Annotated in this window: 24 protein-coding genes; 9 read left to right on the top strand and 15 right to left on the bottom strand. The window is 68.6% G+C overall.

The annotated features are described in order from the left end of the window. Positions 1–12: 12 nt before the first annotated feature. Entirely contained in the window at positions 13–1,002 is a 990-nt protein-coding gene (locus JNK84_RS03280) for a TRAP transporter substrate-binding protein (RefSeq protein ID WP_293420527.1), read from the bottom strand. Positions 1,003–1,162: 160 nt separating this feature from the next. Here JNK84_RS03280 and JNK84_RS03285 point away from each other — a divergent pair, with 160 nt between their 5' ends. Next, on the top strand, positions 1,163–1,657 hold the full coding sequence (locus tag JNK84_RS03285) for a hypothetical protein (protein ID WP_293420529.1): 495 nt from the start codon (positions 1,163–1,165) through the stop codon (positions 1,655–1,657). Positions 1,658–1,663: 6 nt separating this feature from the next. Here JNK84_RS03285 and JNK84_RS03290 read toward each other — a convergent pair whose 3' ends face one another. Further along, entirely contained in the window at positions 1,664–2,824 is a 1,161-nt protein-coding gene (locus tag JNK84_RS03290) for a trans-sulfuration enzyme family protein (protein WP_293420531.1), read from the bottom strand. Between the two features lie 174 nt (positions 2,825–2,998). Between JNK84_RS03290 and JNK84_RS03295 the strand changes: the two genes are divergently transcribed. Together JNK84_RS03295 and JNK84_RS03300 are read left to right on the top strand one after the other, a co-directional pair. Beyond that, on the top strand, positions 2,999–3,736 hold the full coding sequence (locus tag JNK84_RS03295; protein ID WP_293420533.1) for a rhomboid family intramembrane serine protease: 738 nt from the start codon (positions 2,999–3,001) through the stop codon (positions 3,734–3,736). Positions 3,737–3,999: 263 nt separating this feature from the next. Next, positions 4,000–4,965: a hypothetical protein gene (locus JNK84_RS03300; protein ID WP_293420535.1), complete on the top strand. Its 966-nt coding sequence runs from the start codon at positions 4,000–4,002 to the stop codon at positions 4,963–4,965. 24 nt (positions 4,966–4,989) lie between these two features. Here JNK84_RS03300 and JNK84_RS03305 read toward each other — a convergent pair whose 3' ends face one another. From JNK84_RS03305 to tlpA, 3 genes are all read right to left on the bottom strand, one after another. After that, positions 4,990–5,283 (bottom strand): 4a-hydroxytetrahydrobiopterin dehydratase, encoded by a 294-nt coding sequence (locus tag JNK84_RS03305; protein WP_293420537.1) that lies wholly within the window; start codon positions 5,281–5,283, stop codon positions 4,990–4,992. 280 nt (positions 5,284–5,563) lie between these two features. After that, positions 5,564–6,097, bottom strand: coding sequence for a prolyl-tRNA synthetase associated domain-containing protein (locus JNK84_RS03310; protein ID WP_441343200.1), 534 nt, complete (start codon positions 6,095–6,097; stop codon positions 5,564–5,566). A 28-nt stretch (positions 6,098–6,125) separates the two neighbouring features. Beyond that, positions 6,126–6,755, bottom strand: coding sequence for a thiol:disulfide interchange protein TlpA (gene tlpA / locus JNK84_RS03315; protein ID WP_441343197.1), 630 nt, complete (start codon positions 6,753–6,755; stop codon positions 6,126–6,128). Positions 6,756–6,787: 32 nt separating this feature from the next. Between tlpA and argH the strand changes: the two genes are divergently transcribed. Both argH and JNK84_RS03325 read left to right on the top strand, forming a co-directional pair. Then, positions 6,788–8,185 (top strand): argininosuccinate lyase, encoded by a 1,398-nt coding sequence (gene argH / locus JNK84_RS03320; RefSeq protein WP_293420543.1) that lies wholly within the window; start codon positions 6,788–6,790, stop codon positions 8,183–8,185. A 117-nt stretch (positions 8,186–8,302) separates the two neighbouring features. Then, complete coding sequence (locus JNK84_RS03325; protein WP_293420545.1) at positions 8,303–8,572, top strand: hypothetical protein; 270 nt, start codon at positions 8,303–8,305, stop codon at positions 8,570–8,572. A 164-nt stretch (positions 8,573–8,736) separates the two neighbouring features. On the opposite strand, the gene JNK84_RS03330 is transcribed toward JNK84_RS03325, so the two are convergent. From JNK84_RS03330 to JNK84_RS03340, 3 genes are all read right to left on the bottom strand, one after another. After that, entirely contained in the window at positions 8,737–9,972 is a 1,236-nt protein-coding gene (locus JNK84_RS03330) for an argininosuccinate synthase (RefSeq protein ID WP_293420547.1), read from the bottom strand. A gap of 94 nt (positions 9,973–10,066) precedes the next feature. Beyond that, a complete protein-coding gene (locus JNK84_RS03335; protein ID WP_293420549.1) occupies positions 10,067–10,813 on the bottom strand; it encodes a phosphatase PAP2 family protein in 747 nt (248 codons plus the stop codon). 13 nt (positions 10,814–10,826) lie between these two features. Continuing rightward, on the bottom strand, positions 10,827–11,453 hold the full coding sequence (locus JNK84_RS03340) for a septation protein A (RefSeq protein WP_293420551.1): 627 nt from the start codon (positions 11,451–11,453) through the stop codon (positions 10,827–10,829). 98 nt (positions 11,454–11,551) lie between these two features. Between JNK84_RS03340 and JNK84_RS03345 the strand changes: the two genes are divergently transcribed. Then, a complete protein-coding gene (locus tag JNK84_RS03345; RefSeq protein ID WP_293420553.1) occupies positions 11,552–12,250 on the top strand; it encodes a fumarylacetoacetate hydrolase family protein in 699 nt (232 codons plus the stop codon). Positions 12,251–12,348: 98 nt separating this feature from the next. Here JNK84_RS03345 and infB read toward each other — a convergent pair whose 3' ends face one another. The 5 genes from infB to JNK84_RS03370 all read right to left on the bottom strand — a co-directional run bounded on the left by infB (position 12,349) and on the right by JNK84_RS03370 (position 19,253). Beyond that, entirely contained in the window at positions 12,349–15,471 is a 3,123-nt protein-coding gene (infB, locus tag JNK84_RS03350; RefSeq protein ID WP_293420555.1) for a translation initiation factor IF-2, read from the bottom strand. A gap of 39 nt (positions 15,472–15,510) precedes the next feature. Then, positions 15,511–16,209, bottom strand: coding sequence for an RNA-binding protein (locus JNK84_RS03355; protein ID WP_293420557.1), 699 nt, complete (start codon positions 16,207–16,209; stop codon positions 15,511–15,513). Positions 16,210–16,228: 19 nt separating this feature from the next. Beyond that, a complete protein-coding gene (gene nusA, locus JNK84_RS03360; protein ID WP_293420559.1) occupies positions 16,229–17,818 on the bottom strand; it encodes a transcription termination factor NusA in 1,590 nt (529 codons plus the stop codon). Between the two features lie 13 nt (positions 17,819–17,831). After that, positions 17,832–18,578, bottom strand: coding sequence for a ribosome maturation factor RimP (gene rimP, locus JNK84_RS03365; RefSeq protein WP_293420793.1), 747 nt, complete (start codon positions 18,576–18,578; stop codon positions 17,832–17,834). Positions 18,579–18,830: 252 nt separating this feature from the next. Beyond that, positions 18,831–19,253: a TIGR02300 family protein gene (locus JNK84_RS03370; protein WP_293420561.1), complete on the bottom strand. Its 423-nt coding sequence runs from the start codon at positions 19,251–19,253 to the stop codon at positions 18,831–18,833. A 135-nt stretch (positions 19,254–19,388) separates the two neighbouring features. Between JNK84_RS03370 and aroA the strand changes: the two genes are divergently transcribed. Genes aroA through JNK84_RS03385 form a run of 3 tightly spaced genes read left to right on the top strand, consistent with a single transcriptional unit; the run spans position 19,389 to position 21,720 of the window. Beyond that, a complete protein-coding gene (gene aroA / locus JNK84_RS03375; RefSeq protein WP_293420563.1) occupies positions 19,389–20,726 on the top strand; it encodes a 3-phosphoshikimate 1-carboxyvinyltransferase in 1,338 nt (445 codons plus the stop codon). Further along, positions 20,723–21,358, top strand: coding sequence for a (d)CMP kinase (cmk, locus tag JNK84_RS03380; RefSeq protein ID WP_293420565.1), 636 nt, complete (start codon positions 20,723–20,725; stop codon positions 21,356–21,358). The genes aroA and cmk overlap by 4 nt, the downstream gene beginning before the upstream one ends. Next, complete coding sequence (locus JNK84_RS03385; RefSeq protein WP_293420567.1) at positions 21,355–21,720, top strand: helix-turn-helix domain-containing protein; 366 nt, start codon at positions 21,355–21,357, stop codon at positions 21,718–21,720. The genes cmk and JNK84_RS03385 overlap by 4 nt, the downstream gene beginning before the upstream one ends. Before the next feature lie 18 nt (positions 21,721–21,738). Here JNK84_RS03385 and JNK84_RS03390 read toward each other — a convergent pair whose 3' ends face one another. Together JNK84_RS03390 and JNK84_RS03395 are read right to left on the bottom strand one after the other, a co-directional pair. Then, on the bottom strand, positions 21,739–22,761 hold the full coding sequence (locus JNK84_RS03390; protein ID WP_293420569.1) for an alpha/beta hydrolase: 1,023 nt from the start codon (positions 22,759–22,761) through the stop codon (positions 21,739–21,741). Further along, entirely contained in the window at positions 22,758–23,519 is a 762-nt protein-coding gene (locus tag JNK84_RS03395) for a class I SAM-dependent methyltransferase (protein ID WP_293420571.1), read from the bottom strand. The genes JNK84_RS03390 and JNK84_RS03395 overlap by 4 nt, the downstream gene beginning before the upstream one ends. Positions 23,520–23,522 lie beyond the last annotated feature (3 nt).

A 23,522-nucleotide genomic window follows, 5' to 3' on the forward strand; every position in this document is an offset into this window, starting at 1 on the left:
GCAATGCTTCTCTCAGCGCGGCGGCTCGGCGCGGAACCGGCTGAGGACGGCACGGTCGTCCTCCCCGGCCTTGGCGGCCCAGGCGTCGATCGCGGGGATCGCAGCCTCCTGAAGCGCGGCGAGCACGTCGGGCGGAACGGTCGTCGCGATCGTCATGCCGTTGGCGCGCATCGTCGCGTAGTTCTGCTCGACGCGGCCCGTCATGGCCAGCCACTGGCGGGCGCTGGTCTCGCGCCCGATGGCCTCCAGCGACGCGCGCGTCTCCGCATCGAGCCGGTTCCATACGTCGAGATTGATGGTGCCGAAGCTCAGTGGGATGGCGTAGCTGATCGCGGCGAAATGCGGGAGGCGCGTCCAGAGCCTGCGCCCCGCCCCGCCATCGCCCGATGACAGAACGGCATCGATGGTGCCGGCCGCGAGGCGTGGCTCGAGATCGGCGAAGGACACGATCTCCGCCGAAGCGGCGAGCCGGCGGAACAGGGTCGTGCCGGTCGCGTCATAGGTGCGCAGACGCAGCGAGCGCAGCGCCGCGAGGCTGTCGACCGGGCGCGTGGTCCAGAGGCCGGACGGCGGCCATGGCGTCACGAACAGCAGCTTCTGGTTACGGCTCGCGAAAGCCTGGACGTAGCGCGCCTCGGCGAGTTCGTAGAGACGCTGCGCGCTGGCGACGGTCGGTGTCAGGAACGGCAGCGACGCGATCGCGAAGACCGGATCGAGTTCACCGATGGCGCCGCCGAACGTATTGGCCATCGCGACCCGGCCCGACGCCACCGCGTCGATCTGCTCGCGCGAGCGAAGGCCGGATTGCGCGGCCGCCACCGGACGCACGGCCACGCGGCCGCCGAGGCGCGCCGCCACCTGCTCGGCGAAGAACCGGTCGGCCTCGCCCGGTATCGACGTCGCCGGATATTCGTTGACGAGATCGAGGCTGACGGATTGCGCGAAGGCGGGCAGGCAGCCGCAGGCGAATGCGAGAATGAATGCGATGAACCGGCGCGTCATGACCCCTCCCGAGAGGCCGGCAGCTAAACACGGGCCCGCACGGTCGTCATCAGGCATCGGAACAGTCGCGAAGCGGCTTTTTGCCCCTACCAGAGCACTCTTGATCCGGTGGTAATCCTATGCCTGACTTGCCCGGTTCTCGGGACGGGGCGGGCCATCCATGTTCAATCCGACGACGCTTGTGGGCTTTCACACCATCATCAGCTTCATCGCGATCTTCGCGGGCATCCTTGTTGTCGCGCGGGTGCTGGCGGGATCGCTGCCGGCGCTCTGGACCGAGCTGTTTCTCGCCACCGCCGTCATCACCAGCGCCACGGGGTTCCTGTTCCCCTTCACGCAGCTCCTGCCCTCGCACATCGTCGGCGCGATCGCGCTCGCGGTGCTCGCGGCGACGCTGCTGGCGCAATACGTCTTCCATTTCGCCGGCCCCTGGCGGGCGGTCTATGCGGCGGGGCTGGTCGCCAGCCTCTACTTCCTGCTCTTCGTGCTGATCGCGCAAGCCTTCATGAAGATCGGCGCGCTGAACAGGCTCGCGCCGACGCAGAGCGAGCCGCCCTTCGCCATCGCGCAGGTCATCCTGCTCGCCGCCATGGTCTGGGCCGGCTGGCGCGCGCTGCGCGCCTTCCATCCCGGCGGCTGGGTGGCGCGGCCCTGACGACGGTCAGGCGTTCGCCGCCCTCAGCGCGCGGTCGATGTCGGCATGGAGGTCGTCGACCGCCTCCAGCCCCACCGACAGCCTGAGCAGATCGGTCGGGCAGGGCGAGCCGGCTCCCTCGATCGAGGCGCGGTGCTCGATCAGGCTTTCGACGCCGCCGAGCGAGGTCGCCCGCTTCCAGAGCTCCACGCGCGCGGCGGTGGAGACCGCCGCCTGCTCGCCGGCCCGGACGCGGATCGACAGCATGCCGCCGAAGCCGCCGGTCATCTGCCGCGCGGCGAGCGCGTGCTGCGGATGGCTCGAAAGGCCGGGATAGAGCACGTCGGCGACCATCGGATGGGCCTTCAGCTTCTCGGCCAGCGCGAGGGCGGCCTTGGCCTGCGCCTCCGCGCGCACATGCAGCGTCCGCATGCCCCGCATCAGCAGGAAGGCTTCGAAGGGCCCGAGAATCTGGCCGTGCATCGAGCGCACGCGGCGCACCTTCGCCCAGAACTCGTTCGCCTCGCGCGTCACCAGCGCGCCGGCCACCACGTCGGAATGGCCGTTGAGATACTTGGTCGCGGCATGCATGACGATGTCGGCGCCGAGCGTCAGCGGCCGGGTGAAGACCGGCGTCGCGACGGTCGAGTCGACAGCGCAGATGGCGCCGGCGGCATGGGCGATCTCGGAGATCGCGGCAATGTCGGAAACGGTCCAGAGCGGGTTGGACGGCGTCTCCAGCCAGACCAGCTTCGTGCGGCCCGGCTCGACCGCCGCCTTCACTGCCGCCAGATCCGCCGTATCGACGAAGGTGGTCGTGTAGCCGTAGGTGACGGCATCGTTCATCAGCCAGTTACGCAACGCCCAGTACATGACCGTCGGCGCGACGATGTGGGCGCCCGCGGGCAGAGCCATCACGATCGCGGTGGCGGCGGACATTCCCGAGCCGAGCAGCATGGCTTCGGCGCCTTCCTCCAGCGCGGTCAGAACCGCCTCGCACTGGCGCACCGTCTGATTGTCCGGCCGGCCATAGATGAAGCCGTTGCGATATTGATTGTCGGGATCGCGGATGAAGGTGGTCGCGACGTGGATCGGCGTCACCACGGCGTGGGTCTCCGCCTCCTCCCAGCCGAGCGCCCGGGCGGCGAGCGTGCGCGGGGCGAGATGTGGCGGCTTCGATGCGGTCATGTCGGTTTCCTGAGAGGCGGAAAGGCAGGTCGCCACGGGAGGGCGGCGCCGGTCAAGCTCCGTGCCGTTGCAGATCAAGGAATAGATTTCTTATATGATGGAATCAAGCGCCAATCCGAACATCACGCGACTTGCCCGGTGACATCGGCGCGACGGCCACGGTAGTTTCACGCCATGTTCCTCCCCCTCGCCGACCAGAACCCCCACCGGCGCATCGACACGCCCTATGTCACCTTCGCGCTGATCGGGCTGAACATCGCGGTCTTCCTGTTCACCACCGGCCTCGTTTCATCGCAGGCCGCCAACATGAACGCGCTGGGCCTCGGCCTCATCCCCGCCGTCATCACCGACAAGGCCTCGCTGGCGCCGAACCTCGTCCTCGTGCCCGCACAGGCCACCTGGCTGACCTACATGTTCATGCATGCCGGCTGGATGCACCTCATCGGCAACATGCTGTTCCTCTGGGTCTTCGCCGACAATGTCGAGGACGCCATGGGCCATGCCCGCTTCCTGATCTTCTACCTGCTCTGCGGTTTCCTCGGCGGCGGCCTGCACCTTGTCCTGAACACCGGCTCGCAGGCGCCGCTGGTCGGCGCGTCGGGGGCGATCTCCGGTGTGCTGGCGGCCTATCTGATGCTGTTCCCGCGCGTCCGCGTCTTCGGCCTCGCCTTCAACATCATCCCCATCACCATTCCGGTCTGGCTGGCGCTCGGCGCCTGGGTCCTGCTGCAGGTCTTCCACCTGTTCACGGCGCAGGGCGGCGACACCGCATGGTCGGCCCATGTCGGCGGGCTGATCGCGGGAGCGGCGCTGGTCTGGCTGTTCAAGATGCCGGATGTCGGCCTGTTCGGAAGCCGTCGTCACCTGCCGGTCAGCGTTCCGCGCATCCCGCTGCCCCGCCGCCGGATCTGAGTTTCGTCATCGCAGTTGCCGCGCATCGTTTCGACATGCTTTTGCCGGAAGACCGCCGTTACAGCATCGAGGATGCGCGCCACGTGATTTCGTTGTCTTTCGGGCGGCATGCGCGGCAAGGCCATCGACGCATGGACGTCTTTCGGGTGAAACGGCTAGCGGCGCGCAGGATAAAAATGCGACACAACAGGGAAACGGAAGCGATGAACGATCCGGCCGGATCGGCGTTTGCTCCAATGCCCTGAACCTCGGACTGGAATCTCGTGGACGTCGCCCCGCTCGTCTCGGCCTATCGGTACCGCTTTCATGTGCTCGACGCCTATGGCGGGCGGATGGGCGGCCTCGCGCGGCCGGCGGGCACGATCGAGGAAGCGCTGAAGCGGGCGGCCGGCGAACTCAAGAAGACCGCGAATCCGCCCCTCGAACTGAAGCGGCTGGCGGCCCAGACCAATACCGAGACGCGCACGGCGCTGCGCGACGTGATCGCGCGGATCGAGAACGATCTCGCCATCGCCATCACCAAATACGGCACCGATATCGGCGCCCCGCCGACCGGCCCGCATATCGAGATGCGGACCACGCTCGACGGCATCGACCGCTCCTATCGCGCCAGCGACCCGGCGCCCGACGATTTCGACGGCTGGTATGACCAGCTCGACGCGCAGATCGCCCATCTCGCCTCCCTGCTCGCGCTGGAGAAGGAACTGGAGACGGTGCGCGGCGGCGGCGCGGTGCGCCTGCCCGACAATTCCCCGAAGCGCCTGCGCTGGTTTCTCGTGGCGCTGGTGGTCGCGGCCGCCGCGGCGCTGGGCATTGCCGGCCTGACGACGTTCCGCTGGCCCGCAGGCGGCGGTGGCGGCACGATCGCTTCGGCTCCGCCACCGGCAGCCACGGGCACCGAATCGCCGCGCATGGTTCGCACCGTGCCGATCACCGTGACAACGCCGACGCAGGAGGGCGCGGCCGCGACGCCCGCAGCGGCAGCGGGCGCCCAGTGCCGCACCTTCGAACTGGAGGTGGCGGCCGGCGGCGCCAACCTGCTCGACGCGCCGCTCGGCGGCCAGCCGGTGGTGCGCCTGGAGGCCGGCGAGAAGCTGGTGCTGAAACAGGTGCTGGCGCTCGGCGACAACAGGCTGGTCGAGGTCGACGTGCCGGCCCGGCTGGCGCGCGGCTTCGTCGCGGAGAGCGAGGCGCGCCTGCCGGTGATGACCTGGACCTGCGACCGCTGAAACCCGCCCAAACCGGCGGGGCGGTCAAATGCCGGCGATCTGGTCCATCGCCCTGGCGAGCGCCACGTCCTTCTCGGTCAGCCCGCCGGCATCGTGGGTCGAGAGCGTCACCTCGACCTTGCTGTAGACATTGGTCCATTCGGGATGATGGTCGAGCTTCTCGGCCACCAGCGCGGCGCGGCTCATGAAGCCGAAAGCCTCGGAGAAGTCCTTGAAGGCGAAGCGGCGCGTGATCGCGTCACGGCCCTCGACCTCGATCCAGCCATGGAGAGCGGCCAGCGCCTCTCTCCGACGCACGGCACTCAGCTTCTGAACCATCGCCGGCTCCCTGTCGCCGCGGCGCCCGCCGCGGAAAAAAAGCGGGCCGGCGCAAAGCACCGGCCCGCACGTTCGTGTCGGAGGGGATGACCGAACGTATCGCCACCGGCAAAGCCAGTGGCGCTCGACCTGACCGATCCGACACCCCGGGGGGCTGGGGGGCTGAAGAATCCGGAGCGCCGTCGATCAGGCAACGAGTCAACGCCGTCAGGCTCGCCTCAGCTCTTGGCTTCAAGGGGGCTGAAATTAGGCCATTGCGTGGCACGTAAAGCGGGCAGGATCAGGGTAAACCCGCATGGCGCAGGGGGCCGCAATCGTCAGCGCTGACCGGCAGGATCAGCGGGTCGTGGCCGGTGGCCTTCAGGAAAACCACAAGATCGTCGCGTGAAATGCTGGTCGTCGCGGTGTTTTCGAGCGGGTGGTAGTTGAGAACCTCGTGGCCGAGCATGGCGGCGTCGAGGACCACGGTGACGCGGCCCTCGCCATCCGCCGTCGCGCCGAACGGCGTCACCGATCCCGGCTTGACGCCCCAGACCTCCTCCAGCAGTTCGCCCGAACCGAAGGACAGCCGACCCGAGGCGCCGATCACCTCGTGCAGTCTCTTGAGGTCGATGACGGCATCGCCGAGGGCGACGACCAGGAACAGGCGGCCCTTCTTGTCCTTCAGGAACAGGTTCTTGGTGTGGCCACCCGGAATGCTCTCCTTGACGTGCCGGCTCTCGGCCACCGTGAACACCGCCTCGTGTTCGTGGGTGGTGGTCCGGATGCCGAGGCTCTCGAACAGCTGGAAGAGCGCGGCGCGGCGGGCGGCAATGTCGGTCATCATGGTTTTCGCTGGGAGGTCAGGTGCCGAGCGCGGCGCGAATGAGCTTCACGGCGTCGTCGCTGGCCCATTCGGCGGGCCCCGCGATGAAGCCGAGCTCGCAGCCATTGGCATCGATGAGCAGCGTCGTCGGCATGCCGAAGGCGCGTCCGGCGGCCTTGAGGTCCTGGAAGATCCTGGCCGAATGATCGGAATAGTTCGCCATGTGGCGAATGCCGGTCTCACGCAGCCAGTTGCCGGCACGCTCGGGGTTGCGGGTGTCGATATTGACGGCGACGACCTCGAATTTCGGCCCACCAAGCTGCTCCTGCAACCTGTCGAGGGCCGGCATCTCGTGGCGGCAGGGCGCGCACCAGGTGGCCCAGAGGTTGAGCAGGACCGTCTTGCCACGGAAGTCGGCCAGCGTCAGGTCGCGGCCGTCCGGCCCCTTGAAGGCAAGATTGGCGGCCAGAGCCGGCGTCTGGTTGACCTTGAAGGCGGCAACCTCGCCGCGCGCCAGCGGCGCCATGGCGGCGGTTGAGGGCCGCGCCGCCGTGCAGGCGGCAATCCCCGCATTGCCTGCACCGCCCGAGGTCCAGTAGAAGGCCGCAACGCCTCCCAGAACTCCGGCCAGTCCGGCGGCCAGCACGATGGCTCTGGAACGCGACAAGACCTTCACTCCACTCCGCAAGGGACGAGATGATGACCAAGGCCAACACCGCCGGCAACACGATGTGGGGCGGCCGCTATGCCTCCGGCCCCGCGGCCGTGATGGAAGACATCAACGTCTCGATCGACTTCGACAAGCGTCTGTATAGGCAGGACATCGCCGGCTCGAAAGCCCATGTGGCCATGCTGGCCGCTCAAGGCATCGTGAGTTCCGATGACGAAGCCGCGATCACGAAGGGGCTCGACAAGGTTCTGGCCGAGATCGAGGGCGGCACTTTCGTCTTCAGGCGCAACCTCGAAGACATCCACATGAACGTCGAGGCGCGGCTCGCCGAGATCATCGGCGCGCCGGCCGGCCGCCTGCACACTGCGCGTTCGCGCAACGATCAGGTGGCGACAGACTTCAAGCTGTGGGTGCGCGACGCGGCGGACGGGCTCGACGCCCAGCTGAAGGACCTTCAGGTCGCGCTGGCCGAGAAGGCTCTGGCCGAGGCGGCGACCGTCATGCCCGGCTTCACCCACCTGCAGGTGGCCCAGCCGACCACTTTCGGCCATCACCTCATGGCCTATGTCGAGATGGTCGGCCGCGACCGCGGCCGCCTCGCCGACGCCCGCAGGCGGCTGAACGAGAGCCCGCTGGGCGCGGCGGCGCTCTGCGGCACCTCCTTCCCCATCGACCGGCAGATGACGGCAAAGGCCCTCGGCTTCGACCGTCCGACCGCCAATTCGCTCGATTCCGTCGCCGACCGCGACTTTGTCATGGAGGTTCTCGCAACCGCGACGATCGCGGCGGTGCACCTGTCGCGCCTCGCCGAGGAGATCGTCATCTGGTGCTCCTCGCCCTTCTCCTTCGTGAAACTGTCGGACGCCTTCTCGACCGGCTCGTCGATCATGCCGCAGAAGCGCAACCCCGACGCCGCCGAGCTGGTGCGCGCCAAGGTCGGCCGCATTCTCGGCGGCTTCAACGCCATCGCCGTCGTTCTGAAGGGCCTGCCGCTGACCTATCAGAAGGACATGCAGGAGGACAAAGAGCCGACCATGGACGCGCTCACCTCGCTGTCGCTGGCCATCGCCGCCACCGCCGGCATGGTGCGCGACATGCAGGCGCAGGCCGCGACCATGAAAAAGGCAGCGGGCCAGGGCTATTCGACCGCCACCGACCTTGCCGACTGGTGCGTTCGCGCGCTCGGCATCCCGTTCCGCGAAAGCCACCACATCGCGGCGAAAGCGGTGGGCCTCGCCTCCGAAAAGGGCCTGCCGCTGCACAAGCTGACGCTTGCCGACATGCAGTCGGTGGACAAGCGGATCACGACGGACGTGTTCTCGGTGCTGTCGGTGGCGAAGTCGGTCGCGAGCCGCGTCAGCTATGGCGGAACCGCGCCGAAAAACGTCCGCGCGCAGGCCAAACGCTGGCTGAAGAAGCTCGGCTGACAGCCGGGGCGCGTTCACCGAAGAAAAAGCGCCCCAGCCTCGAACCTTTCCCTGCGTCGCCGCCACCCATGGTCACTCTCCTGCACGTGTTGGAGGGGCGAAACCGGGGAGGCGGCCATGTTTGCAATCATCGACATTCGAAAGTCGGCTCTCACGTTCCTGGCTGCCGCAGCTTTGTCGACCCTTGCCGGCATCGCCTCCTCGGTCGTCGCCTCGCCGCTCGCCGCCTCCGCCCACCTCGCCGCCGCGACCATCGCCCAGCAGTCCGAGCACGGCGCCCATAACGAAGCCGGCCGCAGCGCCCATCGCCTGACCCGTCCCGCCAACCGCTTCAACGGTTTCGTCGGCGATATCGGCGGCCAGACCGGTCCGGCCACCGCCCGCTGATCCCGGACGCCGCGCATGAAAAAGGCCGGGTCGCCCCGGCCTTCGTCGCGTCCGCAACCCGTCATGCCCGGCCTTGTGCCGGGTATCCACGAATTCCTTCAAGCGCGTGATCAAGTCGTGGATGGCCGGGACAAGCCCGGCCATGACGAAGCTGGTCTGGCGACTTACAGCCCCAGCTTCTTCTTGCGCTGGCCGAGCGTGCGCAGCCTCAGCGCGTTCAGCTTGATGAAGCCGGCGGCGTCGCGATGGTCATAGGCCACCGCGCCTTCCTCGAAGGTCACGAGGTCCTGATCGTAGAGCGAATAGACGCTCTCGCGGCCGATGGTGATGACATTGCCCTTGTAGAGCTTCAGGCGGACCGTGCCGGTGACGAATTCCTGGCTCTTGTCGATCAGCGCCTGCAGCATCTCGCGCTCGGGAGAGAACCAGAAGCCGTTATAGATGAGCTCGGCATATTTCGGCATGATCTCGTCCTTGAGATGCGCCGCGCCGCGATCGAGCGTGATGCTCTCGATGGCCCGGTGAGCCATGGAGAGGATGGTGCCGCCGGGCGTCTCGTACATGCCGCGCGACTTCATGCCGACGAAGCGGTTTTCGACGAGGTCGAGACGGCCGATGCCGTTGATCTTGCCGAGTTCGTTCAGCCTGGTGAGGATCGCCGCCGGCGACATGGCCTTGCCGTCGATGCCGACGGGATCGCCTTCCTTGAAATCGATGGTGATGACGGTCGCCTTGTCGGGCGCGGTCTCCGGGCCGTCCGTGCGCGAATAGACGTAATCGGGCACTTCCTTGGCCGGGTCTTCCAGCACCTTGCCCTCGGAGGAGGCGTGCAGGAGGTTCGCGTCGACCGAGAACGGCGCCTCGCCGCGCTTGTCCTTGGCAATCGGAATCTGGTGCTGCTCGGCGAAGGCGATGAGCTGCTCGCGCGAGCGCAGGTCCCATTCGCGCCACGGGGCGATGATGGTGATGTCGGGCTTCAGCGCGTAATAGCTGAGCTCGAAGCGGACCTGGTCGTTGCCCTTGCCGGTGGCGCCGTGGGAGACGGCGTCCGCGCCCACCTGCTCGGCGATCTCGATCTGGCGCTTGGCGATCAGCGGCCGGGCGATGGAGGTGCCGAGGAGGTAGAGCCCCTCGTACATGGCGTTGGCGCGGAACATCGGGAAGACGTAGTCCTTCACGAAGGTCTCGCGCAGGTCGTCCATGAAGATGTTCTCGGGCTTGATGCCGAGCAGCAGCGCCTTGTCGCGCGCCGGTCCCAGCTCCTCGCCCTGGCCGAGATCGGCGGTGAAGGTCACCACCTCGCAGCCATAGGTGGTCTGCAGCCACTTGAGGATGATGGAGGTGTCGAGGCCGCCGGAATAGGCGAGGACGACTTTCTTGACGGACTTCTGGGCGGCCATGGGTCTGATCCAGCGGAAAGGATATTGCGCCGCCGACTTAAAGAAGCGGCGGGCAAGAGGCAAGCGAGGCAGGTCAAATGCCTCGCGCCGCCGGTCAGCCTTGCCGGCCGAAAAGCGCGCGCAACGGCTCGCCGATACGGGCGAGGCGCTCGGCGACCACGGTTTCGCTGGCCGCCCCCGGCCGGCGGACCAGCCAGTAATGCGCTGACGCGACGATGACGAGCGTGGCGAGGATCGCCAGCAGCGTGTCGGAAAGGAAATGTCCGCCGAAGGCGATCCTGAGCCCCGAGATGACCGCCGTATAGACGGCGACCGCCGCCAGCGCGGCGGGGCGGGCGGCTGGCGGCGCCAGCAAGGCGGGAGCCGCGAGCCAGGCCGCTCCGGAAGCCTCGCCCGAGATGAACGAGCAATTGGTGCGGCAGGTCATGCCGTCGCCCGGCCGCCACCACGGCGTGAAGGTGCCGGAGCCGCCGAACTGGGTGACGTGGACCGGCCGGCCGCGCTCCCACTGCTCCTTGAGGATGCCGTTCACCAGAATGACCGGCGCGGCCATGACGGTCAGGAACAGGAACAGCGCCGCGCGGGCGCGCATGAACTGCCGCGTCGCCGGAAAGGCGATGTGCTGGACCAGCGAGACCATGGCGGCGATGCCCAGCGCGATGGTCGGCCACATGCTCACCCGCCTGAGGAAGGCAGCCCAGCCGTGCGATGTCAGCCAGAAGCCCTCGCCCTCGCGCCAGAACCAGCGCGTGGCGGCAAGGTCGAGTTCGGGCCAGATCGCGAGAACGAGGCTCGCCGCGGCGAGCGCCCCGATGGCGAGATTGAACAGGCGGCGGGTCAAGAGGGTCGGTCGCTCAAGAGGTCTTGCCGTCCTCTGCGCTGGCGTCGTGCCGCAGGATCAGCGGCATCTGCGCGAGCGCGAAGGCCATGGTCAGCGGCATGATGCCCCAGACCTTGAAAGCCACCCAGAAATCCGTCGTCTGCGTGCGCCAGACGATCTCGTTCAACGCCGCCAGCACGAAGAAGAAGAAGGCCCAGCGCCAGGTCAGCTGCCGCCAGCCTTCGTCGGTCAGGTCGAAGACCGAGTCCAGCACCAGCTTCAAGACGTTGCGGCCGGTGGCGGCCGCCCAGACCAGCACCGCGCCGAACAGCGTGTTGACGATGGTCGGCTTCAGCTTGATGAACAATTCGTCGTGCAGCACCAGCGTCAAGCCGCCGAAAATGGTCACGACCACGGCCGAGACCAGCGGCATGACGGGAAGCTTGCGCACCAGCGTCCAGGTCACGGCGAGCGAGACGAGCACCGCGGCAATGAAGATGCCGGTCGCCAGAAACAGGCGCTGCGTCGCATCGACGCCGAACCAGCGGTCGCCGTAGGAATTGGTCAGGAAGAAGATGACCAGCGGCCCCATCTCCAGCGCCAGCTTGACGAGCGGCGGCAGGTGCCTCTTTTCGGTATGCGTCATGAGCCTCTGAGCCATGGACAATTCGTCGCAGCAGTTTAGCTTGCGCGCGTCTTCATGACCACCGCGCAGCGGTTCTGGCAACCGCGCGTCCTGTCGCACCGGAGCCTTGCCCCTTGTCCTTCGTCTTCGAGCCCGCCGCCCGCCCTGCCCTGCCCGTCGTCGGCACGGACCAGCTGTTCCCCGTGCGCCGCGTCTATTGCGTCGGCCGCAACTACGCCGCGCATGCGCGCGAAATGGGCGGCGACCCGACCCGCGAGCCGCCGTTCTTCTTCAACAAGACCGCCGACGCGCTGCAGCCGGTGCCGCATGGCAAGACGATCGACCACCCCTACCCGACCAAGACGTCGAACTACCATTTCGAGCTGGAAATGGTCGTCGCTCTCTCCGGCGGCGGCAAGGACATTCCGGTCGAGAAGGCGCTGGACTGCGTGTTCGGCTATGCCGTCGGCCTCGACATGACCCGCCGCGACCTGCAGGACGAGGCCAAGGCGCTGAAGCGCCCGTGGGAGCTCGGCAAGTCCGCCGACTTCTCCGGTCCCGTCGGCCCGATCTATCCGGCCAGCCAGGTCGGCCACAAGCTGAAGGGCCCGATCTCGCTGACCGTCGACGGCGTGGTGAAGCAGAAGGCCGACCTTGCCGACATGATCTGGTCGGTGGCCGAACAGATCTCCTTCCTGTCGACCTATTTCGAGGTCTGCCCGGGCGACGTGATCTTCTCCGGCACGCCGGACGGCGTCGGCGCGGTGACGCGCGGCCAGACCATGGTGGCGGCGGTGGACGGCCTCGGCGAGATCAGCCTGAAGGTCGTCTGACAGACTTCCATCGAGACGGCGCGCAGGCACTGGCCTGCCGCCCGAAAACGAAAAGGCGGCCCGAGGGCCGCCTTTTTTGTTTCGCCGTGCGGCGCAGCTCAGAGCGAGCGCTTGATCTCCTCGACCCGGTAGCACTCGATCACGTCGCCGGCGCGCATGTCCTGGTAGCTCTCGAAGGCCATGCCGCATTCCTGGCCGACCTGAACTTCCTTGACCTCGTCCTTGAAGCGCTTGAGCGTCGAGAGCTTGCCCTCGTGGACCACGACGCTGTCGCGGATGAGGCGCACATTGGCGCCGCGCTCCACGCGGCCGTCGGTGACGCGGCAACCGGCCACCTTGCCGACCTTGGTGATGTTGAACACCTCCAGGATCTCGGCATTGCCCAGCATGGTCTCGCGCAGTTCGGGCGCGAGCAGGCCGGACATGGCGGCTTTGATGTCGTCCACCAGGTCGTAGATGATATTATAGTAGCGGATCTCGATATCCGCCTGTTCGGCTGCCGCGCGCGCTTCCTTGTGGGCGCGCGTGTTGAAGCCGATGATCACCGCGCCCGACGTCTGGGCGAGGCCCACGTCGCTCTCGGTGATGCCGCCGACACCCGACAGGATGACGCGTGCCGCGACCTCGTCATTGCCGAGCTTGCCGAGCGCGCCGACAATGGCTTCCACGGAGCCCTGCACGTCGCCCTTGATGATCAGCGGGAATTCCTTCTTGCCCGCGCCAGCCTTGAGCTGGCTCATCATGTCGGCGAGCGACGAACGGCCGGCGCCGAGACGGGCGGCGGCCTTCTCGCGCTTGAGGTTCTGGCGGTAGTCGGTGATCTCGCGGGCGCGCGCCTCGGTCTCGACCACCGCGACGCGGTCGCCGGCCTCGGGCGTGCCGTTGAAACCGAGCACCTCGACCGGCGCGGAAGGCCCGGCGTGATCGAGCGTCTCGCCCTTGTCGGACACGAGCGCGCGCACGCGGCCCCACTCGGCGCCTGCCACGACGATGTCGCCGGGATGCATGGTGCCGCGCTGGATCAGCACGGTGGCGACCGGACCGCGGCCGCGATCCAGCTTGGCCTCGATGACCGTGCCTTCCGCGAAGCGGTTCGGGTTGGCCTTCAGCTCGAGAACCTCGGCCTGCAGCTGGATCAGCTCCAGCAGCTTGTCCAGGTTTTCGCCGGTCTTGGCCGACAGTTCGACCTCGATGACATCGCCGCCGAGGCTTTCCACCTGCACCTCGTACTGAAGCAGGTCGGTCTTGACCTTCTCGGGACGCGCGTCGGGCAGGTCGATCTTGTTGATCGCCACGATCATCGGGACCTTGGCGGCCTTGGCGTGATTGATGGCCTCGACCGTCTGCGGCATGACCGAGTCGTTCGCCGCCACCACCAGCACGACGATGTCCGTCACCCTGGCACCGCGGGCGCGCATGGCGGTGAACGCGGCGTGGCCGGGCGTGTCGATGAAGGTGATGAGGCCGCCGAGCGGCGACGTCACCTGATAGGCGCCGATATGCTGGGTGATGCCGCCGGCCTCGCCCGAGACCACGTTGGTCTTGCGCAGGGCGTCGAGCAGCGAGGTCTTGCCGTGGTCGACGTGGCCCATGATGGTCACGACCGGCGCGCGCGGCTCCAGCATTTCTTCCGGATCGGGCAGGTCGAACAGGCCTTCCTCGACGTCGGATTCGGCGACGCGGCGAACCGTGTGGCCGAGCTCCTCTGCGATCAGCTGGGCGGTGTCGGCATCGATCACGTCGGTGATCTTGTGCATCGCGCCCTGCTTCATCAGCATGCGGATGATGTCGACGGCGCGCTCCGACATGCGGTTGGCGAGATCCGCGATGGTGATCGTCTCGGGGATCGTCACCTCGCGCATGATCTTTTCTTTCTGCTCCGTCTGGCGACGGCCGGTCATGCGCTGCACGCGGCGGCGGAACGAGGCTTCCGAACGCATGCGGTCGGACGAATCCTCCAGCGCGTTGGTCAGCGTCAGGCGGGTGCGGCTCGGCGCATCGCCGGTCGGACGCTCCGGACGTGCCGCGGGCGTGGCAACCTTGCCGCCGGGGCCACGGCGAACGCCGCGCGGCCCGTCATCATCGTCGCCGCCCGGACGCGGGCGGCCAGCCGACGGCGGGCCCGAACGCATCGGGCCGGCGCCTTCCGGGCGGGTCGGGATAGCGCTGGCGGCGGCACCGGCACCCGCGCCGAAGGGGCGCGGCGGGCGCGGGCCGTCGAGGCGCGGCGGGCGGCCGTCGCGGGCGCCGAAGCCACCCTCGCGCGGCGGACGGTCACCGAACGGACGGTCGCCCGGCGGACGCGGCGGGCGGTCGCCGTAGGGGCGGTCGCCCGGCGGGCGCGGCGGACGGTCGCCATAGGGACGATCCCCCTGCGGGCGCGGCGGGCGGTCACCGAACGGACGGTCGCCCGGCGGACGGTCGCCACGCGGGCCGCCGAAGCCGCCTTCACGCGGCGGACGGTCACCGTAGGGACGGTCGGAACGCGGCGGACGGTCGCCGTAGGGGCGATCGCCCTGCGGACGGTCGCCACGCGGGCCACCGAAGCCGCCTTCGCGCGGCGGACGGTCACCAAAGGAGCGCGCCTCGCGCGGCTGGGCCTGAGCCTCGGCGGGCTGGCGGGCTTCTGCCTCGGCGGGGGCATCCTGGCGGGGCGCGCGGCCGATATCGTCGAGGCTGCGCGGCCGGTTGTCGTCGCCGAACCGGCGGCGGGCTTCGAACTCCGAACGGCGGCGGGCTTCCTCGTCGCGGCGATGGCGATCGTCTTCCTCGCGCTGGCGGCGCTCCTGCTCGGAGCGCTCGGCGGCGCGGCGGGCATCCTCCTCGGCGCGGCGGCGGGATTCCACCTCGGCGACCTTGCGCTCCTCGGCTTCGCGCGTGCGCGCTTCGGCCAGGACGCGATCGCGCGCCTCGCGCTCGTCTTCCGAGAGCGTCCTGAGGATCATGCCGGGAGCCGGCGCCTTCGGGGCGGCGGGAGCGGCGGCCGGTGCAGCGGGACGCGGCTTCTCGGCCGCAGGCGGCGGCGCGGCCGGCGCCGCGGGGCGCTGGGGCGCGAAGGAGCGCGGCTTCGCCGAGACCTTCTCCACCACCACCGTCTTGGTGCGGCCGTGGCTGAAGCTCTGGCGAACCATGCTGTGCTCGGGTCCGGCCGGCTTCTTCAGGCTGAGGGTCTTGCCCGTCAGGCTGATCGTCTTGTCGCCGGGGGTCTTCTCATCGGTCATACGGTCTGGTCCTGCGCCTATCGGCTGGTCCTTGGGAATTCAGTGTTTCGGCTCGTTGACGGGAGCCGGGGGTCGTCGCCCGGCCATGTCGCCGGTGCGAAAAACCTCGAGGGCCGTACAGCGCGCGAGAAAATTCTTGCCGGGCCCGCCGGCGAGCAGCGCAGCATGTATCACATTCATGCGCCCCAATGCCAAATCCAATTGCAGCGAGGTGAACAGCGTCACCCGTGGCACGCTGGCAGCCTCCTCGCCGAAGCGGCGGCGCAGGCTCTGGCCGAGCTTGCGGACGCCGTCATCGCCGCCGTCGGACGCGTGAATGAGCCCCACCACGTCCTCGCCGACGATCGCGGCCTCGACCTTGGCGAAACCGGCGATCACCACGCCAGCCTTGTTGGCGAGCGACAGGGAGGCCGTCATCTGGGCATCCAGGAGCCGCTCCACAAGATCGGCGAGGTCCGCGGGCGTCTGAACCTCGCGTTTGAACGCGCGGGCGAACAGCTTGCGCCTGACCACCTCCGCGACAGCGGCACGGGTCGCGGTGACCCATGCCCCCCGGCCCGGCAGGCGGGCCTTGAGGTCCGGGACGACCGTCCCGTCCGGCCCGACCACGAAGCGCAGCAGACCCTCGGGCGAGCCGGCGGCGCGGTTGAGGATGCACGTGCGCTCGGAGCCGGCGCGCCCCGCGAGGGGCCCACCGTCCAAAGTCAGCTCAAGCGCGTCCTCGCCTGCCGCCGTCATCCCGTTCCATGTCCGGAGCTCAGGCCCCGGCCTCCTCGTGCTGCTCTTCCGGCGCCTCGGCCGGCGCCTCGATCCAGCCCGCCTTGACGCGGGCCTGCATGATCATCGCCTCGGCCTCGTCCTTCGACAGCTCGAAACCGTCGAGGAAGCCGGCATGCTTGGTGGTCTGGCCGTCCTTGCGCTCCGACCAGCCGACGAGATCGTCCGGAATGCAGCCGGCGAAATCCTCCAGCGACTTCACGTCGTTCTCGCCGAGCTTGACCATCATGGCGGTGGTCATGCCCTCGACCTCGCGCAGGTCGTCGGCGACGCCGAGTTCCTTGCGCCTGGCGTCGTGCTCGGCCTCGATCCGGGCGATATAGTCCTGGGCGCGGCGCTGCAGCTCCTGCGCGGTGTCCTCGTCGAAGCCCTCGATGGAGGCGAGGTCCGACATCTCGACATAGGCGACTTCCTCGACCGTGCGGAAGCCTTCCGAGGTCAGAAGCTGGCCGACCACCTCGTCGACGTCGAGCGCGCCCATGAACAGCTTGGTGCGGGCCTCGAACTCGGCCTGACGGCGCTCGGACTCTTCCTGCTCGGTGAGGATGTCGATGTCCCAGCCGGTGAGCTGCGATGCGAGGCGCACGTTCTGGCCGCGGCGGCCGATGGCCAGGGAGAGCTGCGGATCGGGCACGACGACCTCGATGCGCTCGCGATCCTCGTCGAGCACAACCTTGGCGACCTCGGCGGGAGCCAGCGCATTGACGACGAAGGTCGCGATATCAGGGTTCCACGGAATGATATCGACCTTCTCGCCCTGCAGTTCCGCGACCACCGCCTGCACGCGCGAACCGCGCATGCCGACGCAGGCGCCGACCGGGTCGATCGACGAATCGCGCGACACGACGGCGATCTTGGCGCGCGAGCCGGGATCGCGGGCCACCGCCTTGATCTCGACGATGCCGTCATAGATTTCCGGCACTTCCTGGCCGAACAGCTTGGCCATGAACTGCGGATGGGTGCGGGACAGGAAGATCTGGGGCCCGCGCTGTTCGCGGCGCACGTCGAACAGATAGGCCCGCACGCGATCGCCGTTGCGGAACAGTTCGCGCGGGATCAGCTCGTCGCGGCGGACAATCGCCTCGCCGCGACCGAGATCGACGACCACGTTGCCGTATTCGACGCGCTTGACGAGGCCGGAGACGATCTCGCCGACGCGGTCCTTGTACTCGTCGAACTGGCGGTCGCGCTCGGCCTCACGGACCTTCTGCACGATCACCTGCTTGGCCGACTGTGCGGCGATGCGGCCGAAATCGAAGGGCGGCAGCGTCTCGGCGATCCAGTCGCCGGGCTGGGCCGCCGGGTTCTTGCGCCGGGCTTCCTCGGTGGCGATCTGCGTCGCGATATTCTCGATCTCGTCGACCACCTGAAGCAGGCGCGACAGCCGGATCTCGCCCGATTTCGGGTTGATCTCGGCGCGCACCTCGGTCTCCTGGCCGTAGCGCGAGCGCGCGGCCTTCTGGATGGCGTCTTCCATCGCCTCAAGCACGATCTGGCGGTCGATCTGCTTCTCGCGCGCGACCGCATCCGCGATCTGCAGCAGTTCCAGGCGGTTAGCCGAGACGGCCATGACTATCTCCCCTCTAGCGGGTCGGTTTTGGTTTGGCGAAACGGCCGGGGCCTTTCGGCTTCGGGCCTTGCCCCCCGCCGGCTTTCCGGCCCGGGTGCGGATGGGTCTTCATCTTCTTCGGCGCGGCATCGGCCCGGACGGGGCGCGGTGTCGCGGGACGAACGAGCACGACATCGTCGGTCTCGGGTGCGTCTTCGACGGCATCCTCGCCGTCCTCGTCGAATTCCTCGTCCTCGTCGTCCATGGCGCGGCCGGCGGCTTTGGCCCGACGCAACGCCTCGCGGATGAGGTCGTCGGTCAGGACGAGGTGCGCCTCGCCGATCTCCTCGATGGGTAGCAGCACCTCGGCCGGCTCGTCGGCCTTGGCGTCGGTGCGCTTGAGCCTGGCCTTGGTGCCTTCCGAACCGAGCACGAAGCCGCGAAAGCGCTTGCGGCCGCCCTGCGCCACGGCCATCTCGACCTTCGTCTCGTAGCCGGCCCAGCGGTCGAAATCGCTGGGGCGAACCAGCGGCCGGTCGATCCCCGGCGAGGAAATCTCAAGATTGTAGGCGGCGACGATCGGATCCTCGACGTCGAGCACCGGCGACAGCGCGCGGCTGGCCGCCTCGCAATCGTCGATGGTGAAGGTGCCGTCCGGCCGCTCGGCCATGATCTGCAAGGTCGAGCCGCCGGTCTGCGAGCCCGACAGGCGCACGCGCACCAGCCTGAAGCCGAGGCCCTCGAGCACGGGTTCGACGATGGCGGCGACGCGCGCGGCCATGCCGGTCTCGACGATGAGACGCGTATCCTGGGTCAGGCGCGGGTCTTCCGCGGTCAATCGGCGCTCCGAAGATTGAGCCCTCGCGGCGGCCGATGCAAAAAGAGCGGGCCCCCGGAGGAACCCACTCTCACGATAGCCATCGATGAGGGTGTATGTGACTGAAGTCGCGCCTCACATACGCCCTGGCGCGCCGTTCCGCAAGAGGTGGCCGGCAAGAGGCGCCGGAACGGAGGCCCGCTCCGGCAGCGCAGCTTACTGCTCGTCGTCGTCGTCGCCGGCATCGCCGATCAGGTCGGAGACGTCACCGCCGTCCTCGTCCTCGTCTTCCTCGAGGAAAGTGTCGTCATCGTCGTCGCCGGCGTCCTCGACCTCGACATCCACGTCGTCATCGACCGGGGCGCCCTTGGCCGGCGCCGATTCTTCCTGGTCGGCCTCTTCGAGGCTGACGAGCTCGGCGTCTTCCACCTCGAGTTCGGCTTCCTCGTCGTTCGGCTTCGGCGCGGCCTTGGCCGCGGCGGCCGCGGCCGCCGACGAACCGCGGCGGGCCGGCTCGAACATCGCGCGCTGCAACACCTCGCCCGTGTAGGGCGACACAATGGGGTCGCGGTTCAGGTCGTAGAATTTCTTGCCGGTCGTGGGGCAGATACGCTTCACGCCGAGTTCGGGTCTCGCCACGTGCGGACTCCTTGAAGAGCAGTCGGACTGTGTCTGGAAGGCGGTCAGTTGGACGCACAGCCCCCGCTTGTCAAGAGGCTTGCGGCGCGGGATAGAGCGCAGCTTGAGAGTTTTATCGAGAATGGGCGAGGCGCAGTGAGCACATCGGCAACCAGGACTCCGTTGACCGCCCGGCGCGGAGCGGCCCTCACCGGCACCGTGCAGGTGCCCGGCGACAAGTCCATCTCGCACCGCGCGCTGATGTTCGGCCTGCTCACCGTGGGCAGGACCACCATCACCGGCCTGCTCGAGGGCGAGGACGTGATCAACACCGCGAAGGTCTGCCGGGCGCTCGGCGCAAGGGTCGAGCAGACCGGCCCGGGCGCCTGGACGGTCCATGGCGTCGGTGTCGGCGGGCTTGTCCAGCCGGCGGAGCCTCTCGACTTCGGCAATTCCGGCACCGGCTGCCGGCTGATGATGGGCGTCGTCGGCGCCCACCCGATCCGCGCGACCTTCGATGGCGACGCCTCGCTCAGGAAGCGCCCCATGCGCCGCGCGCTCGACCCGCTGGAACTGTTCGGCCTCACCGTCGTCTCCCAGGCCGAGGGCGGCCGCCTGCCGATCACCACGCAGGGCCCGAAGGACGCGGTTCCCGTTGTCTACGAATCGCCGGTCGCCTCCGCGCAGGTGAAGTCGGCGGTGCTGCTCGCCGGCCTCAACACGCCGGGCGTCACCACCGTCATCGAGAAGGAGGCGACGCGCGACCATACCGAGCGGATGCTGACCCATTTCGGCGCCGAGGTGACAGTGACGCCGCATGGCGAGCATGGCTGGCGCATCGACCTCGTGGGGCAACCGGAACTGAAGCCGGCCCCCGTGGTCGTGCCGGCCGACCCCTCCTCCGCCGCCTTCCCGATGGTTGCCGCCGCCATCGTGCCGGGCTCGGACGTGACCATTACCGGCGTGATGATGAACCCGCTGCGCACCGGCCTGTTCACCACGCTGGTCGAGATGGGCGCGGAGATCGAGATCCTCAACGCGCGCGTCGAGTCCGGTGAGGATGTCGCCGACCTGCGCGTGCGCGGCTCGAAGCTGACCGGCGTCGATGTGCCGGCGCATCGCGCGCCCTCGATGATCGACGAATATCCGGTCCTCGCGGTCGCGGCCGCCTTCGCCGAGGGGCCGACGCGCATGCGCGGCCTGCACGAACTGCGGGTGAAGGAATCCGACCGCCTGGCCGCAGTGGCGGCCGGGCTCGCGGCGGCCGGCGTCGATCACACGATCGAGGGTGACGACCTGATCGTCGCCGGCAACGGCAAGGTGCCGGGCGGCGGCACGGTGGAGACCCACATGGACCACCGCATCGCCATGAGCTTCCTCGTCATGGGCCTCGGCACGACGCAGCCGATGACCGTCGACGATACGGCGTTCATCGCCACCTCGTTCCCGGACTTCACCGGCCTGATGCGCGGCCTTGGGGCGGATTTCTCGTGATCGTCGCCATTGACGGTCCGGCCGCCTCCGGCAAGGGCACGCTGGCGAAGCGCATCGCCGCGCATTACGGCCTGCCGCATCTCGACACCGGCCTCCTTTACCGGGGCGTCGGGCGGATCATGCTCGACCGCGGCTTTCCGCTCGACAATGTCGAGATTGCCGCGACCATCGCGGACCATCTCGACATTGCTGATCTCAACGCGGAGCGCCTGCGCACCCGCGAAACCGGCGAGGCCGCTTCCGTCGTCGCAGCGCATGGCCCGGTGCGCAAGGCCCTCCTCGATCTGCAACGTCGCTTCGCCGGCCAGCCGGGCGGCGCGGTGCTCGACGGGCGCGATATCGGCACGGTGATCGCCCCTGATGCCGGGGCCAAGCTGTTCGTCACGGCAAGTTCCGAGGAGCGCGCCCGCCGCCGCTTCCACGAACTCGTGGCGCGCGGAGAACTGACCGATAGCGATGCCGACTACCGCGCCGTGCTCGCCGATATCGAGAAGCGCGACGCCCGCGATTCCGCCCGCGCCGACGCGCCGCTCATGGTCGCCGCCGACGCGACCATCCTCGACACGACGCAGCTCGGCATCGAGGAGGCCTTTGCCGCCGCCCTCGCCATCGTCGAGGCGAAGCGGGCATGACGCCGTTCGGCGCCCGCGTAAGGAGCCTGCGCGAGGCGAAGGGCGCCACCCTCACCGCCATGGCAGAGGCCATCGGCGTTTCCGCCGCCTATCTCTCGGCGCTGGAACACGGCAAGCGCGGCCGCCCGAGCTGGTATCTCGTCCAGCGCATCATCGCCTATTTCGGCATCATCTGGGATGACGCAGAGGAACTGGCGAAGCTCGCCGAGATCTCCCATCCACGCATCGTCATCGACACGTCCGGCCTGTCGCCGCAGGCGACCGAACTCGCCAATCTGCTGGCGCGGCGCGTGTCGCTGCTCTCCGACGAGGAGATCGCCGAACTGCTCTTCGTGCTGAAGTCCAAGCTGCCGGGACGCTGAGGGCTCGGAGATTCCGGCTCAGAGCCCCTTCAGGAAGGCGACGGCGCGCTCCAGCGCCATCCGCCCATCCGCATCGTCCAGGTTGAACTGATATTCGTGCGGCAGGGCCGGCTTGTGGTCAGCCGCGAAGAACAGCCGGTCCACCCGCACGCCCAGCCCCTCCAGCCGCCTTGCCAGCGCCACTGACTGGGGCGCTAGCGGATCGCCGTTGCCGGCCGAGATGAACGCGGGCGGGAAGGCGGCGGTCAGGTGGTCCGTGACGTCCATCCGCCGGAAGACCGGGTCGGACAGGAAGTCCTTCCGGCCGCTATAGGCCCACAGAACGGTGTGCACGAACCAGCCACCGATCCCGCCCCCGCGCGCGGCATCGATGTCGTAGCCGCCGCAGAACAGCAGCGTGCCGATGATCTGGCGACGCTCGATGCCCGGCGTGATATCGACCGCCCGCGCATAGTCCGGCGAACTCGCAATGGCTGCCGTCTGCGCCGCGATCTGCGCGCCGGCCGAATCGCCCGCCAGAACGATGCGGTCGGGGTCGATGCGATAGGCGGCCGCCCGCGCGGTCAGATAGGCCAGCGCCACCATCGCCTGACGCACTGGCGTTGGATAGCGCGCCTCCGGAGCGATGGAATACTGCACCGATACAACCGTGAAGCCGCGCGCCGCCAGAATGCGCGCATAGGGGCCGATCTGCGCCTTGTCGCCCGACACCCAGCCGCCGCCGTGGATCCAGACGATGGTGGTCAGCGGCGCGGTGCCCTCCGGCGGGTGATAGATGTCCAGCCGGCCATCGGGATCGCCCGGGTCGTAGGCGACATCGATATGGGCGACGACACCGGCGGGCACGTGTTTTTGCAGCGCCGCGACGGTGCGTGCATCGCCGATGCCGAACACCACGCGAACCAGCATCGCCCCCGGCCAGGGGCTGACCTGAAAGCTCGCATAGACGACCAGCGCGAGAACCAGCGGCACGGCGGCGATGCGCGCGAGCCGCCGACCGAAGCTCCGTGGCCCGGCGGGGGCTTGCGCACCATCCGTCACGGCGACACTCCGGGATGCCGCATCACGGTCTGCTCGCGCGCGGCGGGCGTCGGCTGAAGCACCGGCCGGAAGATGCGGACGCTGTCCTCGCGCCGGACCGCCGCGGGCCGATAGACCTGCTTGGTCGCCTCGACCAGATGAACCCCGGCAAAGGGCAGCGACAGCGCCGAGCCCATCCGCTCCCAGGCGATCGCCGAGCCGAGGATCAGCGATTTCTTCAGCGGCGGCACCCACAGCGCCTGGCTCCAGGCGACCGGGGTGAACGAGGACTGGCGCATCAGCTCGGTGAGCTGGCGCGCCGAATAGGGCCGCCCCTGCCCGAACGGCGTGTTGTCGCGCTGCGCCCATAGCCCCCTGCGGTTCGGCACCACCGCCAGCACGCGGCCGCCGGCCGCCAGCACCCGCCAGGCTTCGGCCAGCAGCGCCTGCACGTCATTGGACACCTCCAGCGCGTGGACGATGATGAGCCGGTCGACGGCCGCGTCGGGCAACGGCAGCATGTGATCCTCAACCAGCACGGAGCGGCAGGGACGCGCGGTCGGCCAGTGGATCACGCCCTGCTGAGCCGGCATGAAGGCCAGCGAGCGGTCCGGCTCGTCGCGGAACAGGCCGAGATAGGGCGTGCAATAGCCAAGCCCCACCGTGGTCATGCCGCGCGCCGACGGCCAGTGCGTGCGGATGGCGCGGCTCACCATCCGGCGCGCGACCGTGCCGAGCTGCGAGGTGTAGAAGACGCGAAGGTCGATGACGTCGGACACGAG

This window comes from Phreatobacter sp., from assembly GCF_016793595.1.
Taxonomy (GTDB): domain Bacteria; phylum Pseudomonadota; class Alphaproteobacteria; order Rhizobiales; family Phreatobacteraceae; genus Phreatobacter.